The organism is Wolbachia endosymbiont (group A) of Yponomeuta plumbellus, from assembly GCF_947251575.1.
GTDB lineage: Bacteria > Pseudomonadota > Alphaproteobacteria > Rickettsiales > Anaplasmataceae > Wolbachia > Wolbachia pipientis.
The window spans coordinates 473747-489236 of sequence record NZ_OX366353.1 but is presented as its reverse complement, the minus strand read 5'-3'; the positions used below and the strand labels follow the sequence as shown (position 1 = coordinate 489236).

The following is a 15490-nucleotide window of genomic DNA, read 5'->3' as shown; positions in this document are numbered from 1 at the left end:
ATGACAAGTAAGAAGTTAAAGTGTTAATTGACACTTGCTATTGATGCTATAGCTAAAGTGGCTTAGGTTTACCTACAATTTGAAAAACAACAAATTCGTCATTCCGCTACTCGTTAGCGGAATCTATACCGCGATTCATTCGCGGTATGACGTAGGGAAATCTTTCTTGGGTCAGCTATAGCATAATGCTCCCATAGTTAGCTGTGCTAGTATTAGTTAAAAATTAAATATTAAATCTTTATACTTTTATAGATAGCGTTAATATTGAGGTAACATTGTGGGTACAACTAAGATTAGTAAATTTCCATTCAATATAAAAGGTAAGGTGGCAAAACAACATGCCGAACCAATAATCGAAAAAAATCTCTATACTATTTTAGGATTCAAAGATATAGAAGATTTTGAAAATAAGACAAGTAAGCTTGTTAATAAAAAAGTTTGGCAATCATTTGTTGACTGCTTTGCAAAAGAAATAGATTATGCAGCAACCGAAAAAGTTGTAAAAAGCATCGTTTGTAACATTGCAAAGAGTGATCGCGGTGATGCTTTTACCAAAGCTGAACGTCTAATATTAAATGAAAAACAAGGTGATAAAAAGAGAGAAAAAGCGATTAGAGAAGCTATTAGTATTTTGAGAAAAATCAATCCAGAAAAAGCCTTTAATGAGCTTTCAGTAATAAAAAAACAAGCTGAAGATTTTTTACAAACCGATTTTTATAAAGCTCAGAGTAAACCACTTCAAGGATTTGCTCCATCTGGTGGACAGCTCTTTGCGGAAGTTCTAAAATATATAGAAACACTAGAAAAATTAGCTGAAGTTAAAAAGGAAGAGCTAGTTAAAGATTTCTTGTTAAATCATGTTAGTTCATTGAATAAAAAGTATCCTAAATCACAAGGTAAAAGGGAAGATGCTATAACAATACTATCAAGTGATGAGTTGAAGAATTTTTACAATAAAGGTGTAAAAGAAGGAATATTACAACCAATGGTATCTTACAAAGGATGCAGAAACCTGTATGACAAAATGAACCAGATAAAAAATGAATCCAAAAGTATAATTAAAAGAGAAGAACGGGAAGAAAATTTAAAGAAAATAGATAAGTCGATAATCAGCGCAATTAATGACATAAAAAAACATAGAGAAGCAATCCTTAACTGTAAAGACTTTCAAAATTCTTACATAAAAGAGAAAAAAGAACATCCATTTAGAGGCAACGCATGTCAAAAAATGATTGACATATATCAAGAGAGAATTGTTGGATATCAGGAGAAAATTCGTCAAAACTTAAACCAAATAAAAGCGATATTAAAAAGTGCGCCGCAAGAAATGGATGATGTGGAAGAATTAGAGGAAATAATCGATGGTATACATGAAGCAAAACAGTTCGATGAAGATTTTGATTCAGCTTTAATTTGTTTATCGAACATGCAGAATGAGCTAGATATTCAACTGGAAAATCCTCCAACAGAGCTAAGAGTTTCACACATTAACGTTAAAACTGAGCTAACTAGGTTATAAGGGCGGGGTTTTTGGGATAATTTTAATTCAAGACAGCTCTTAGTCTGTGTTTTAATTTGGTTGTGTTTTATTAAAAAAACTTTAGATTTATTGCATAATCGATACTCAAATATAATGACACAGACTTGGAATTTGTTACAAACAGGGCAAAAGGAAGGCTATAAAATTGCGTATACTAATGCTCGTATTATCGACCCGGAAACTAAACTTGATATAAAAGGTTCGCTATTGACTGAAGGGGATAAAATTGTTGATTTTGGCGAATCATTATTTTCAACAAGTGGGGTCGATGAAACAATAGACTGTAAAGGGCTTGTTCTAATGCCAGGCCTTATTGACATTCACGTACATTTTCGTGAACCAGGGCAGGAACATAAAGAAACTATATATACAGGTAGCAAATCTGCAGCTGCAGGAGGCGTTACAACTGTAGTTTGTCAGCCAAACACTATTCCAGCAATTGATAGCGTTGTTTTGGCTAAATATTTGAAATATAGAGCACTTGAAACTTCACATGTAAACGTTGAATTTTACGCTAAAATCACCACTTCGGAAGAAAAGTTGACTGAAATGGCACTTTTAAAGGAAGCAGGTGCGGTTGGGTTCACTGATGATGGCATGCCAGTTATGAACCCAATGATTATGAGACAGGCGCTGCTTTATTCAAGTATGCTGGGTGTTCCTATTGCTCAACATGCAGAAGATTTAAATTTATCAGCAGGTGGTGCAATCAACGAAGGTAAAATTTCTGAAGAATTGGGAGTAAAGGGGATCTTAAGTGCGTCAGAATCGGTTATGGTAAGTCGCGATATACTGCTCATGAAAGATATGGAGAATGTGCACTACCATATTCTACATGTCTCTTCAAAAGATTCACTTGATGCTATTAAACGTGCAAAAGATTTGGGATTAAATGTTACGTGCGAAGTAACCCCTCATCACTTCACTTTGACTGAAGATATAGTAAAACAACATGGGGCAATTGCAAAAATGAACCCGCCACTTCGCACTGAAGAAGATCGTTTAGCTATGGTTGAAGGTTTAAAGACAGGTGTGATTGATTGCATTGCAACCGATCATGCTCCGCATGATCGTAGTTCTAAAGATCTGCCACTTGAAAATGCTGCATTTGGTATTGTTGGCCTTGAAACAATGCTGCCCCTTTCACTTGAACTCTATCACAGTGGGCAAATGGGTCTACTTGATGTGCTCGCAAAATTGACATATAAGCCTGCAGATATAATACACATACCACGTGGTCGTATACAAAAAAACCTTGCTGCAGACTTAATTTTAGTTGACCTCAATCATGAATGGGAAATTAAAACTGACAACTTTGCTAGTAAATCAAAGAATTCTCCTTTCGATGGTCGCAAAGTAAAAGGACACGTAGTACGTACTGTTGTGTCCGGCAAAACTATATACTCGCAGAAGAGTTAGTTATCATATCTTATCTATTCCAATTTGTTATCACCAGAATGGGCTAAGTGCACCTAAATTTAAATTAAGAAATCTTACACTGTCTCCGAATAAACACATCCTCTTATCTTTCCCTAATCTGTAAAGTTATTTTGTCTATCAATCTGATTCCAAAACAGCAAAATTATTGTATAATGTTACTTTGAAGTTTTATTTTCAATGCACAAGTTTGCAATACTTTTTTCTATACTGCTTGCAATAGTTGCTTACTATTTAAACAACGAAGTTATATTTGAAATAGCAAAGCTATTTAGTGACATATTTGTTAGTTTGTTGAAATTAATAAGTTTACCTTTAGTTTTTCTATCTATAGTTTCCACAATTTCAGGACTCAAAGACTCAATTGAAATTAAAACCTTAGTTAAGAAAACACTATTTTATACGCTGCTTACAACTATTATAGCTGCGTTTGTTGCATTATCGTTTTATTTGTTAATAGATCCAGCAAGAAAAAATTTCATAAGTAATACAATAGGGAGTGTTAACAGCAATAACCACAGTTATTTTTCATATTTAAAATCACTCATTCCTTCTAATTTTGTGCAAGTCTTTCTTGAGAATAACATTATTGGTAGTATATTAATCGCTTTTTTGATGGGCGGAGCTATTATTTCACTTTCAAAAGAAAAGCAGGATATATTACATCAAATATTCTCTGCACTTTTTGATACACTACTTAAAATTGCTCAAGGGTTATTAAAATTTATTCCGCTTGCTGTTTGGTCTTTTATTACATGTTTTTTGCATGAATTAAAAGGTGGTAGCGAGTTCTACAATCTTTTATGGTATTTTGTTTGCATAATGTCTGCAAATTTTGTGCAGGCATTTCTGATCTTACCGCTACTTATGTGGTATAAAGGCATATCACCAATTCAAACGCTAAGGGGGGTTATGCCAGCGTTGACGCTCGCATTTTTCTCTAAATCATCCAGTGCAACATTGCCAACAACTATAGAATGTGTGCAGAACAAGCTAAAGGTGCCAAAGAAATTGTCGTCTTTTATTTTACCAATATGCACAACAATTAATATGAATGCATGTGCTGCATTTATACTAATCACTGTAATGTTTGTTGCAGAAATGAACGGATACGCATTTTCCTTGAGCGAAATGTTGATATGGATTTTTTTAGCTACAGGGGCTGCAATTGGTAACGCTGGAGTGCCTATGGGGTGCTATTTTATGGCAACCAGTTATCTCGTATCGATGAATGTTCCTTTGCATATTATGGGACTGATTTTGCCTATTTATACAATCATCGATATGTTTGAAACTGCAATAAATGTGTGGTCTGATATTTGCATAACTCAGATAATTAATAAAGAATGTAATAGTGAAACTTAAAAAATGATATTAGACGAAAATAACCTAATAATAAAAGAATTTAAAGAAGCAGAAGCAATTTTGCATGGGCATTTTGTTTTATCATCCGGACTGCATAGTGGCACATACATACAGTGTGCGAAGATTTTTGAAAATCCAAGCAGAGCCATGAAAGTTTGCGCATTATTAGCAGATAAAATAAAAAAAGAATTAAATAGCTCCATAGATTTAATATTATCTCCTGCAATTGGTGGAATAATTGTGGGTTATGAGATTGGCAGGCAGCTTGGAATAAAGACAATGTTTTGCGAGCGCGTTAATGGCAAGTTTGAATTACGCCGTGGATTTGAAATTAAAAAAGGTGAAAAAATATTACTTATTGAGGATGTGATAACCACAGGTAAATCTTCGCTTGAAGCAGTGGAATGTGCAGAAGGGGAAGGAGGTAAAGTTGTTGCTGAAGCTTCTTTGATAAAGAGAAATAGTGAAACGAAACTGCCTTTTCCTGTCATATCTTTGATTGAACTGAACATCAAAAACTACAGCGAGGAAGAACTTCCAAGTGAATTAAAACAACTACCCATAACAAAACCTGGGAGTAGAGAATATTTAACAAAGTAATCCTATAATATCTTGGAAGCACAGCACAGCTTTAGTTATTTACTCTAAGTGTATTTTATGTATACTTATTACTAAATTAATTTTGAAATGATAGAAAATGAACGAATTTAAATCGATCCGAAATATAGCAATAATCGCACACGTTGACCACGGGAAAACTACTTTACTCGATAACATGTTAAAACAAAGTGGCACGTTTCGTGAGAATCAAGAAGTTCAAGAGCGAGTTATGGATAGTGGCGACCAAGAACGTGAGCGCGGAATTACAATACTTGCAAAGTGCACATCAATAATGTGGGGCGATGAAAAGATCAATATTATTGATACGCCAGGGCACGCGGACTTTGGTGGGGAAGTGGAAAGGGTATTGTGCATGGCAGATGGTGTGTTGCTGCTGGTTGATGCTGCAGAAGGTCCAATGCCACAAACAAAATTTGTGCTCTCAAAAGCACTAAAAGCAAATTTGAAGCCAATTGTGATAATCAATAAGGTTGATCGACCAGACAGCAGAATTGATGAAGTACTAAATGAAATATATGAGTTATTTTTTAACCTTGATGCAACCAACGAGCAGCTAGATTTTCCAGTGTTGTATGCTTCAGGTAGAAATGGTTGGTGTGCTAAGGAGCTTTCTGATGAAAGAAAAGATTTAAGCCCATTATTTTCAACGGTTATAGATTATATAAAACCTTCTGTTTATGATCAAAATGCACCTTTTGCTATGTTGGTCACTCTACTTGAGTCTGATAAGTTTCTTGGCAGAATATTGACAGGAAAGGTTTATCAGGGTGTTGCACAAGTTAATTCAGATCTTAAGGTGCTTGACCTCGATGGCAAAGTAATTGAACGAGGAAGATTAACTAAGTTGCTCTCATTTTCTGGCTTGAAACGCATTCCGGTAGAACAAGCTGTGGCGGGAGACATAATTGCAATTGCAGGACTTGAGGAAGCTTCGGTTTCAGATACTATAGCAGCACCAGAAGTTACAACTGCAGTAAGCTCAACTCCAGTTGATCCGCCAACAATGGCGATTACTCTGAGCGTTAATGATTCACCTTTTGCTGGGCAAGAAGGTACAAAGCTTACTTCAACTGCTATAAAGGATCGTTTATATGCGGAAGCAGAAACAAATGTTGCAATTACTGTGACTTTGGCACCAAGCGGTGAAGCATTTGAAGTAGGTGGGCGTGGTGAGTTACAGCTTGGAGTGTTAATTGAAAATATGAGGAGAGAAGGTTTTGAGCTTTCGGTATCACGCCCTCGCGTGTTATTTAAAGAAGAAGGCGGTAAAAAACTTGAACCTATAGAGGAAGTAGTAATTGATGTAGATGATGAATATAGTGGAATCATCATGGAAAAACTCAGCTTCCGTAAAGGTGAAGTAACTGACATGAGACCTTCTGGTAATGGCAGGACAAGATTAACGTTTTTAGTGCCATCAAGAGGATTAATCGGTTATCAAGGAGAGTTTTTAACTGATTCTCGTGGCACAGGCATAATTAACCGTTTATTTCACAGTTATGCTCCACATAGAGGTCCAATTTCTGGAAGGCGCAATGGAGTTTTAATTTCTACAGATAAGGGTGAGGCTGTGGCATATGCAATTTTCAATTTGCAAGACAGGGGAATTATGTTTATTAAGCCACAGGATAAGGTATATTGTGGCATGGTTGTCGGCCAGCATAGCCGTGACAATGATTTGGAGATAAATGTGTTAAAGGGTAAGCAATTAACAAACGTAAGAGCTTCAGGTAGTGATGAAGCTATAAAGCTCACTCCACCAAAGATAATGACACTGGAGGATATGATAGCGTATATAGATGATGATGAATTGGTGGAAGTAACTCCAAAATCTATACGTTTACGCAAGAAATTCCTTGATCCAAATGAACGTAAGCGTGCAGGAAGGGCAAAGAATAAGGAGTAATCAGAGGTTGAACATTTGCGAAAAATAGTGTATAATTATTCGTCTCCTAATTGTATTTAATTATGGCCTTTTCGAAATTTCTCGATCCAAAAAACAATTTCGCGTTCAAGAGAATATTTGGCACTGAGAAAAATAAAGATATTCTCATTCACTTTCTCAATGATATATTGGGCTTCGCTGGCAAAGATGAAATAGAAGAAATAGAATTTCTCAGCACTATCATGGATGCTGAGATTGCCTCTAAAAAACAAAGTATTGTTGATGTTTTCTGTACTGATTCTGCTGGAACCCAGCTAATTATTGAAATGGTGCGACCTGAAAGTCTTAGGTCATATTGTTTAAAAGGAGAGGAATTCCTTCAGAAAGAAACTAAAAGAGTTCTAAAACTTATTAAACCAGATGTTTTGCCATCTGAGTCTACGCATCAGTGCGAATCGGGTAACCGGTTGGTGCCAAGCGATGCGGACAATGAACCTCCTCTTGAAAAAGAAGATGCTCAATCGTGAAAGGAGCATAAACTACAAGCATCATGTGGTTGGAGAGCTAGGCTTAGTGGTATGGTGAACGTAAGTGAAGCTTCATAAGTATCGTAACGATTAAAGAGCTAAAGATGCTGATAAGCTCCGACCAAAAGGTAATGTGACATTTTTCATTTCTGGATGTACGCAAATCACCGGTATAGAGAAGTCACCTAACCCACTGTTGTATGACAGAAGGAACAGGGTAAGCCTGTATTTCCGCCTATATGGCAAGCAAACCGCAAGGAACGCTGATGAAAATGCAGGTAAAGGATAATGGAGAAAGCGAATGCCATTTTGTAACGAAATGTATAGAATTTGTAACATTAATTCGCGTGAAAACGAGCAGATTTCCATTTGGTCCCTCGTGACAAGAAACTTTGTTAACCACTTGAGGTAGAGAAGCAGATGACCTTACCCACAGAAATGATGAAGAAATTAGGAATATTTTTTACAAAAAGGACAATACTAACAAAAGAACTTTATTCTATTTAGAATATAAAGTTACAATAAATTTTCCTGTCATCTCCAAATAAATTACATTAACTTAGTATTGTATATTGTTAATAACTTAAATAATACAACCATTTTCAGCAACAAAAACCAAAGGTCTTGAGATACAAGATATTTGTATGGTTACTATGATAGTTCCTTTTTTAAGAAAGTTTTAAATTTCATACCTAACAATAAACAACTTTAGGTTTAAATTTATGAAATCAGTTGTTATATACATCAGCAAATACGAATTTAACTGGTGTTATGGACTTAAATAAATTTACCGAAAAAGCAAAAAGTCTAATTCAAAGTGCTCAAATGAAAGCGTTGGGAGCTGGGCATCAGATTTTTATGCCTGAGCATTTACTAAAAGTGATGCTTGAAGATGAATCAGGTTTAGTTCAGGATTTGATAAACGCTTGTGGTGGAAGTGTGCAAAGTATTTCTGATGCTGTGGATAGCGCAATAAAAAAGTTGCCAGTAATTGAAGGTCCAGGAAGTGGTGGTCTTCAACTTTCAAGAGAAATAGCAAAAGTTTTTGAAGATTCAATTGGTATTGCAAGAAGAAATAAAGATTCATTTGTTGCTGTTGAGCGTTTACTACAGGGCCTCACTGCACAAAAAGATGATACTGTAGGCAAAATTCTGGCAGAGAATGGTGTGACTCTACAAAAACTGAACTCAGTTATTGCAGAAATGAGACAAGGCAGCAGTGCGGACTCGCCAAACAGTGAGGAAAAATTAAACGCGGCAAAGAAATATACAAAAGATGTTACAGAGCTTGCTATGCAAGGAAAGCTTGATCCTGTAATTGGTCGTGATGAAGAGATCAGAAGAACTATGCAGGTATCACTGAGGCGGACAAAAAATAATCCAGTGCTGATCGGTGAACCTGGTGTTGGAAAAACTGCAATAGTTGAGGGGCTTGCAAATAGAATTGTTGCAAACGATGTGCCACTTGGTTTGCATGATGCAAAGGTCTTAGCTTTGGATCTTGGAGCACTAATTGCTGGCACTAAGTTTAGAGGAGAGTTTGAGGAAAGGTTAAAAGCAGTGATTAATGAGATTTCGAGAGCGGAGGGAAAAATTATATTATTCATCGATGAATTGCACACTTTAGTTGGAGCAGGAGCAACAAGTGGTGCAATGGATGCCTCGAATCTGCTGAAGCCTGCTCTTGCGCGTGGAGAAATTCGCTGTATAGGAGCCACAACTTTAGATGAATATCGTCAGCATATAGAAAAAGATCCTGCACTTGCAAGGCGTTTTCAGCCTGTGTTTATCTCTCAACCAACTGAAACTGATACCATTTCAATACTCAGGGGTTTGAAGGAAAGATATGAGGTGCATCATGGTATAAGAATTACAGATGGTGCAATAATTGCTGCTGCAACGTTGTCCAATAGATATATAACAGATAGGTTTTTACCTGATAAAGCAATTGATTTGATTGATGAAGCAGCAAGCAGGGTGAGAATTGAAATGGATAGCAAGCCTGAAGTTATTGATGAACTTGAGAGAAAGGTTATACAGCTAAAGATTGAAGCAGAGGCTTTAAAAAAAGAAAGTGATGAAAATTCTAAACAGCGTTTAAAAAAGATAAATGAAGAGATCGAAAATCTAAACAGTAAATTTGCTGACTTGAACAGCAAATGGCAGATGGAAAAGAATAAAATAGCTAGAATACAAGAAACAGCCGAAAAATTAGATAACGCTAGAAAAGAGTTGGAATTAGTTCAGCGTAGTGGGAATTTGGGAAGAGCAGGAGAGCTGATGTATGGTGTGATTCCTCAGCTTGAGAATGAATTAAAAAATCAGGAAAAGGTTACTGATAGTTTCTTAAAGAAAGAAGTGACTGGAGATGATATTGCAAACATTGTTTCAAAGTGGACAGGAATTCCAGTTGATAACATGATGCACAGCGAAAAGGAAAAACTTCTCAACATGGAGAATGAAATAGGAAGAAGAGTAATAGGGCAGAAAGATGCAATAGAAGCGATAAGTAATGCAGTTAGGCGCTCCCGCTCTGGGGTGCAAGATACTAATCGACCTTTTGGTTCATTCTTATTCTTAGGCTCAACCGGGGTTGGTAAAACCGAACTTGCGAAAGCCTTAGCTGAATTTCTGTTTGACGATCAATCAGCGCTTCTGCGTTTTGATATGTCAGAATATATGGAAAAACATTCTGTTTCAAAGCTAATTGGCGCGCCTCCAGGGTATGTTGGCTATGAACAAGGTGGCAGATTAACTGAAGCGGTAAGAAGAAGGCCATATCAGGTTATTCTGTTTGATGAAATCGAGAAAGCAAATCCAGATATATTTAATCTATTGCTACAGATCTTGGATGAGGGGAGACTCACTGATAGTCATGGTAAATTAATTGATTTTCGCAACACCATACTGATTTTAACTTCTAACCTTGGCGCTGAGATAATGCTAAAAGGGAATGTTGATTCTGTAAGAAATGAAGTGATGCAAATAGTTAAATCAACATTTCGTCCAGAATTTTTAAACAGGCTGGATGAAATTATTATATTTCACAGTTTAACCAGAGATGACATCTATAAAATTATAGATGTTCAATTTTCTTATTTACAAAAAACACTTGCTAAGCGTAAACTGAGTATAAGTTTGTCGCAGGAAGCTAAAGAACTAATAGCACAAACTGGCTATGACCCTGAATATGGAGCAAGGCCCTTAAAAAGGGTTATACAAGAGTGTATTCAAAATAATTTAGCTAAATTAGTTTTATCAGGGGAAGTAGTAGAAAATGATGAGCTAATAGTGTACGCTCTTGATAATGAAATCTTAGTTAAAAAGGTTTAAGTTCACTGTGTATTTTTGTTAAAAAAAATGTGTATAGATCATAATGTTGACACTGAGTCTTTATTTAAGCTAGCTGATCAAGAAAATCAGCAAGATAAAGAAAAAATTAAAAAATTCATTAAGTATTTTTATAGTTTTGTTTATAAAAGCGACCTAAAAGCCAATGATAAGTTTTTGCTATATATTGTAAACGATGCTTACAATTTTGTTTCTCAAAAAGAGAAAGATGAAAGTAAGTTAGTAGTAAGCAATATAGATGATATACCAGGAATAGAAGGCGATTTTACCACGATTAAGATAACAAACGATGATATGCCATTTTTGGTTGATTCTGTTATTGCAACTATTAAATCGCACAATTTAACCATATGCTATTACAGCAACAGCATAATTAACATTAAAAGAAAAGATGGCCTAATAGACGAGATTTACTCTTTGGAAGAAAGCAATGGAGTCAAAGAGTCAGTCATATATGTAATTATCAAAGGTATAAGTGACAGCTTTGTTGATACATTAAAAGAATCTCTACAGAAAACGCTGAAAGCGGTTAATTGCGTTGTGAAAGATTGGCACTTAATGCTCAAGAAACTTGATGAGGCAAGTCTTTCTGTCATCCCAGTACTTGATACTGGGATCCAGGAAAAGGACACGTGGATTCCAGTGTCACGCACTGGAATGACACCAGACCGAAATCAAGAGCAAAAAGATTTTCTAGTTTGGTTAAAGAATAATAACTTCGTATTTCTAGGTTATCAAGAATATATTGCTGGTAAAGATGAAAAACTCGTCTGTGACAGCAAAAAGGACCTTGGCCTGATGAGAGTAGGTCAAAGTACGTTGATTCCTTCTGCAAACCTTGATTCCCTATACATATTGAGATCAGATCTAATCTCAATAGTCCATCGGCGTACATACATGAATTGTATAGGAGTAAAAGAATTTGATGACCAGGGTAATGTGGTAAAGGAACGGCGTTTTTTCGGGCTATTTACTTCTGTAGCGGAGGTCCAAGATATTAGAACTATTCCAATAATAAGAGATAAAGTTAAAGTTATAGAAAAAAGTGCAGGGTTTGTAACCGGGGGCCACAATAACAAAGCTCTAATTTATATTTTACAAGTATTCTCATGTGATGAATTGTTCCAGTCTAATGAGAAAGAATTATTTCAAATTTGTACTTCTATTATGTCCCTTGCAATAAGACCAAGAGTCAAGTTATGCTTAAGAAGTAAGGGAGCGTTTACTAGTTGTATAGTGCTGATACCGATGCGTTATGCTAGCTCCAGGCTAATGCTCAAGATAAGCAATATATTGAAGGATGAGATAAATGCAGAAAGTTCAGATATTTATAACCACCACATTATAAACGAATATGACTTAATGAAATTGCACGTGGTGCTAAAGGCTAAAAACGCTAGTATTCCTGATGATGAAGTTTTGCGTATCGAAAACAAATTAAGGAACATTACGGAAAAATGGGAAGATCGTTTTATAGACAATTTATATAATACTTTTAGCACTGTTGAGGATATATTCATCCGTTATTGCAAGGCATTTCCAATAAGCTATCAAGAGAGTTTCGAACCTCATGACGCATATTACGATATGAAAAAATTGGAGATAGTGAGGAAAAAAAGAGTTAGCGAGGTCGATTTAAGACTTACTCGTGACAATCTTAATTATCAATTAAAGGTTTACACTTTGAGCAATGGAGGTCTTGAATTATCGAGGATATTAAGAATTACTAAGAATTTGGGAGCTAAGATTCTATCTCATAATGGCTATTACATAGAAATTAACGGCGGAATATGGATACACCATTTTGTGTTGTCAAGAGTCGATGAATTAATAGACAACATTACTCTAAAAGAGCAATTTGAAATAACACTTGCGAAAGTGTTTAGCAAGGAAATTAAAAATGACTATTTCAATAGTTTGATCATTATTGCTGGGCTCAAGTGGAAAGAAGTGCTTCTGGTTAGAGCGTTAAGTGCTTACCTAAAGCAGACGTCATTTAACTACAATCCAGAATATATCCAAAAGGTAGTCTCAGAGCATCCAAAAATAGTAAAGTATTTGATACAACTATTTCATGCAAGATTTGATCCTAACATAGACATTGATAGAGCAGAAACTACGGACATTGTCAGAGAAAAAATTGAGGAACTTCTAAAAGAGATCAGCAATGTTTCACATGATTACGTTTTGCGCTCGATATTTAACTTGATAATGGCTACTTTAAGGACCAGTTATTATCAAGACGATAAACCATATTTATCTACAAAATTTGACTCAAGTAAAATAAATGGTTTACCTGATCCTCGTCCGTATCGTGAATTGTATATTTATTCAAACCTTTTTGAGGGGATACATCTAAGAGGAGGGAAATTAGCCCGTGGTGGCTTAAGGTGGTCGGATAGGACGGAAGATTTTCGCACTGAAGTTTTGGGGCTCATGAAAGCTCAGATGACAAAAAATGCGGTTATTGTCCCTGTTGGTGCAAAGGGTGGGTTTGTAATAAAGCAAGCTTATAAAGATAAGAATATTTTAAGAGAGAAAAGTGTTGAGTGCTATAAGAGTTTCATTAGAGGAATGCTTGATATTACTGATAATGTAGTTGATGGTAAAATAATTCCACCAAAGGATGTGATTAGGTATGATGAAGACGATCCATACTTGGTGGTTGCGGCAGATAAAGGCACTGCTTCATTTTCTGATTATGCCAACCAAATAGCCTCTGAGTATAATTTTTGGCTTGGTGATGCATTTGCATCTGGTGGATCAGCAGGTTATGACCACAAAAAGATGGGTATCACAGCAAGAGGTGCATGGATTGCAGCACAGAGGCATTTTTGGAAAATGAATAAGGATATTTACCAAGATGTAACTGTAATTGGGATTGGAGATATGGCTGGCGATCTATTTGGAAACGGTATGCTGCTTTCAAAAAATATACATTTAATCGGCGCATTTAACCATATGCATATTTTTGTTGACCCAAACCCTGATGCAGAAAAGAGTTTCACAGAGCGTAAACGTCTCTTTGAGTTACCATTTTCAACCTGGATGGATTATAACAAAGATTTGATCTCTCAGGGTGGAGGAGTATTTGAGCGTAGCAGTAAGCAAGTAAACATTTCTCAAGAAATAAAAAAGTGCTTTGATATAACAGAAGATATGCTACCTCCAAGTGATTTGATTAGATATCTGTTGAAAGCAAAAGTGGACTTCATATGGAATGGAGGAATCGGCACGTTTGTTAAGGCAAAGAGTGAAAATCATAGCATGGTCGGTGACAAAGCAAACGATGAGTTAAGAGTGAATGGTAAAGATATTAGAGCTTCTATGTTTATAGAGGGTGGAAATCTTGGTTGTACACAGTTTGGAAGAATAGAATATGCTGAAAAAGGTGGATATATCAATGCAGACTTTGTTGATAATTCAGCCGGAGTGATATGTTCGGACCTTGAAGTTAACATTAAGATTGCATTTGTTTCAGCTATGAAAGCAGGGGGTATTTCTTTAGAAAAAAGGAATGAAATACTGGCAAGTATGGTGGATGAAGTTGCATCCAAAGTGCTTGAGAACCACAACAAAATTGAAACAAAAGCATTACTTCTTGAGTGTTTGCAAGCTAAAGAGAGATTGGAGCAGCACCACAGGTTACTGCTCAGTTTAGAAAAATCTGGGCTGTTAAACCGAAGCGTAGAATTTCTTCCAACTGAAGAAGAGATAGCAAGGATGTTAACTGGTGCAGAAGGTTTCAGTTCTCCTCAGCTCTCTGTTCTAATGTCTTATGCTAGAACAGCAATAAAAAATGAAATTATACATTCCGATCTGTCTGAAAAAGATCTTATATCTCATGACTACTTGCTAGGTTATTTTCCTAAAAAGATGGTAACAAAGTTTAAGGATTTCATATTAAAACACCAACTTCGTAGAGAAATTATCTCTACTTGCATTGCAAATGATGTAGTGAATAGAATGGGCTGTATATTCATCAATAATTTGGCTGAGAACACTGGAATTAAGATACAAGAAGCGGTTAACATATATATTGTTGTTAACCACCTGTATGATTTAAACAGCCTGTGGCAGAAAATTGATGAATTGGATGGAAAAATTGATGTTAACTCATACTTACAAATAGTGAGGAACGTGCAGAAATTTATTGGCAGAGTATCATTTTGGCTAGTGAAAAATCTTGGCAAGCTTAGCTTTGTAGAATTGGATGATGTTACAAAATTTAAAGATGCAATTGAAACTTTAGGCCAGAACTTAACTGATGTTTTAGATGAACACCTATTAAAGATCTATAGCCATGGATCAACTTCTTTAGTAGAACTTAATATAAATAAAGATCTAGCAAAAAAAGTTGCTGATCTATGCGTTCTTGCTTATGCACTGGACATTATATCTGTTGCTGAACAGACATCTTTGTCCATTCTTGATGCTGGTAAAATATACTTTGAGTTAAAGTCGCTGTTAAGATTCGATCTGATTAGAACAATTGCCATCAAGATGAAAAGCCGCTCTTCTTATTGGGATCGCAGCTTAGTTAATGATTTATTGGACGATTTAAGCAATTACCATCACAAGCTAGCTGTTAAAGTCATAAAAGCTACTGATAACCCCGAAGATAAGGTTCAAACCTGGGCTTGTGATGATAAGGACTACATAGAACGTTATAATAGTTTTTTAGATGAGATGGTTGCTTCTAAACTTGATTTAAGCAAATTAATATTTATAATCAGAAGGATTAAAGTACTTGCTTCATAGGAA

7 protein-coding genes and 1 pseudogene are annotated in these 15490 nt (G+C 35.7%); all 8 read left to right on the top strand.

Going from position 1 to position 15490, the window contains the following annotated elements; genetic code table 11:
* Positions 1-277: 277 nt before the first annotated feature.
* The 8 genes and pseudogenes from OPR39_RS02445 to OPR39_RS02410 all read left to right on the top strand — a co-directional run bounded on the left by OPR39_RS02445 (position 278) and on the right by OPR39_RS02410 (position 15487).
* A complete protein-coding gene (locus OPR39_RS02445; RefSeq protein ID WP_015588878.1) occupies positions 278-1519 on the top strand; it encodes a hypothetical protein in 1242 nt (413 codons plus the stop codon).
* A 114-nt stretch (positions 1520-1633) separates the two neighbouring features.
* Positions 1634-2959: a dihydroorotase gene (locus OPR39_RS02440; RefSeq protein ID WP_141456873.1), complete on the top strand. Its 1326-nt coding sequence runs from the start codon at positions 1634-1636 to the stop codon at positions 2957-2959.
* A gap of 198 nt (positions 2960-3157) precedes the next feature.
* Positions 3158-4342, top strand: a complete 1185-nt coding sequence (locus OPR39_RS02435) for a dicarboxylate/amino acid:cation symporter (protein WP_015588880.1) — start codon at positions 3158-3160, stop codon at positions 4340-4342.
* Between the two features lie 3 nt (positions 4343-4345).
* On the top strand, positions 4346-4942 hold the full coding sequence (gene pyrE, locus OPR39_RS02430; protein WP_015588881.1) for an orotate phosphoribosyltransferase: 597 nt from the start codon (positions 4346-4348) through the stop codon (positions 4940-4942).
* Between the two features lie 97 nt (positions 4943-5039).
* Positions 5040-6869, top strand: coding sequence for a translational GTPase TypA (gene typA / locus OPR39_RS02425; protein ID WP_015588882.1), 1830 nt, complete (start codon positions 5040-5042; stop codon positions 6867-6869).
* 62 nt (positions 6870-6931) lie between these two features.
* Positions 6932-7177 (top strand): annotated as a pseudogene (locus OPR39_RS07105) (PD-(D/E)XK nuclease family transposase); the annotation flags it as partial.
* Between the two features lie 969 nt (positions 7178-8146).
* Positions 8147-10708 carry an ATP-dependent chaperone ClpB gene (gene clpB, locus OPR39_RS02415; protein ID WP_015588884.1) on the top strand — a complete coding sequence of 854 codons (2562 nt, stop codon included), beginning with the start codon at positions 8147-8149 and terminating at the stop codon, positions 10706-10708.
* Between the two features lie 27 nt (positions 10709-10735).
* A complete protein-coding gene (locus tag OPR39_RS02410) occupies positions 10736-15487 on the top strand; it encodes an NAD-glutamate dehydrogenase (RefSeq protein WP_265038995.1) in 4752 nt (1583 codons plus the stop codon).
* Positions 15488-15490: the final 3 nt, after the last annotated feature.

Bases quoted from the DNA above. Each gene is read 5' to 3' on its own strand.
- OPR39_RS02440 (WP_141456873.1), top strand. From the start codon at position 1,634: ATGACACAGACTTGGAATTTGTTACAAACAGGGCAAAAGGAAGGCTAT.
- OPR39_RS02435 (WP_015588880.1), top strand. From the start codon at position 3,158: ATGCACAAGTTTGCAATACTTTTTTCTATACTGCTTGCAATAGTTGCT.
- pyrE (WP_015588881.1), top strand. From the start codon at position 4,346: ATGATATTAGACGAAAATAACCTAATAATAAAAGAATTTAAAGAAGCA.
- typA (WP_015588882.1), top strand. From the start codon at position 5,040: ATGAACGAATTTAAATCGATCCGAAATATAGCAATAATCGCACACGTT.
- clpB (WP_015588884.1), top strand. From the start codon at position 8,147: ATGGACTTAAATAAATTTACCGAAAAAGCAAAAAGTCTAATTCAAAGT.
- OPR39_RS02410 (WP_265038995.1), top strand. From the start codon at position 10,736: ATGTGTATAGATCATAATGTTGACACTGAGTCTTTATTTAAGCTAGCT.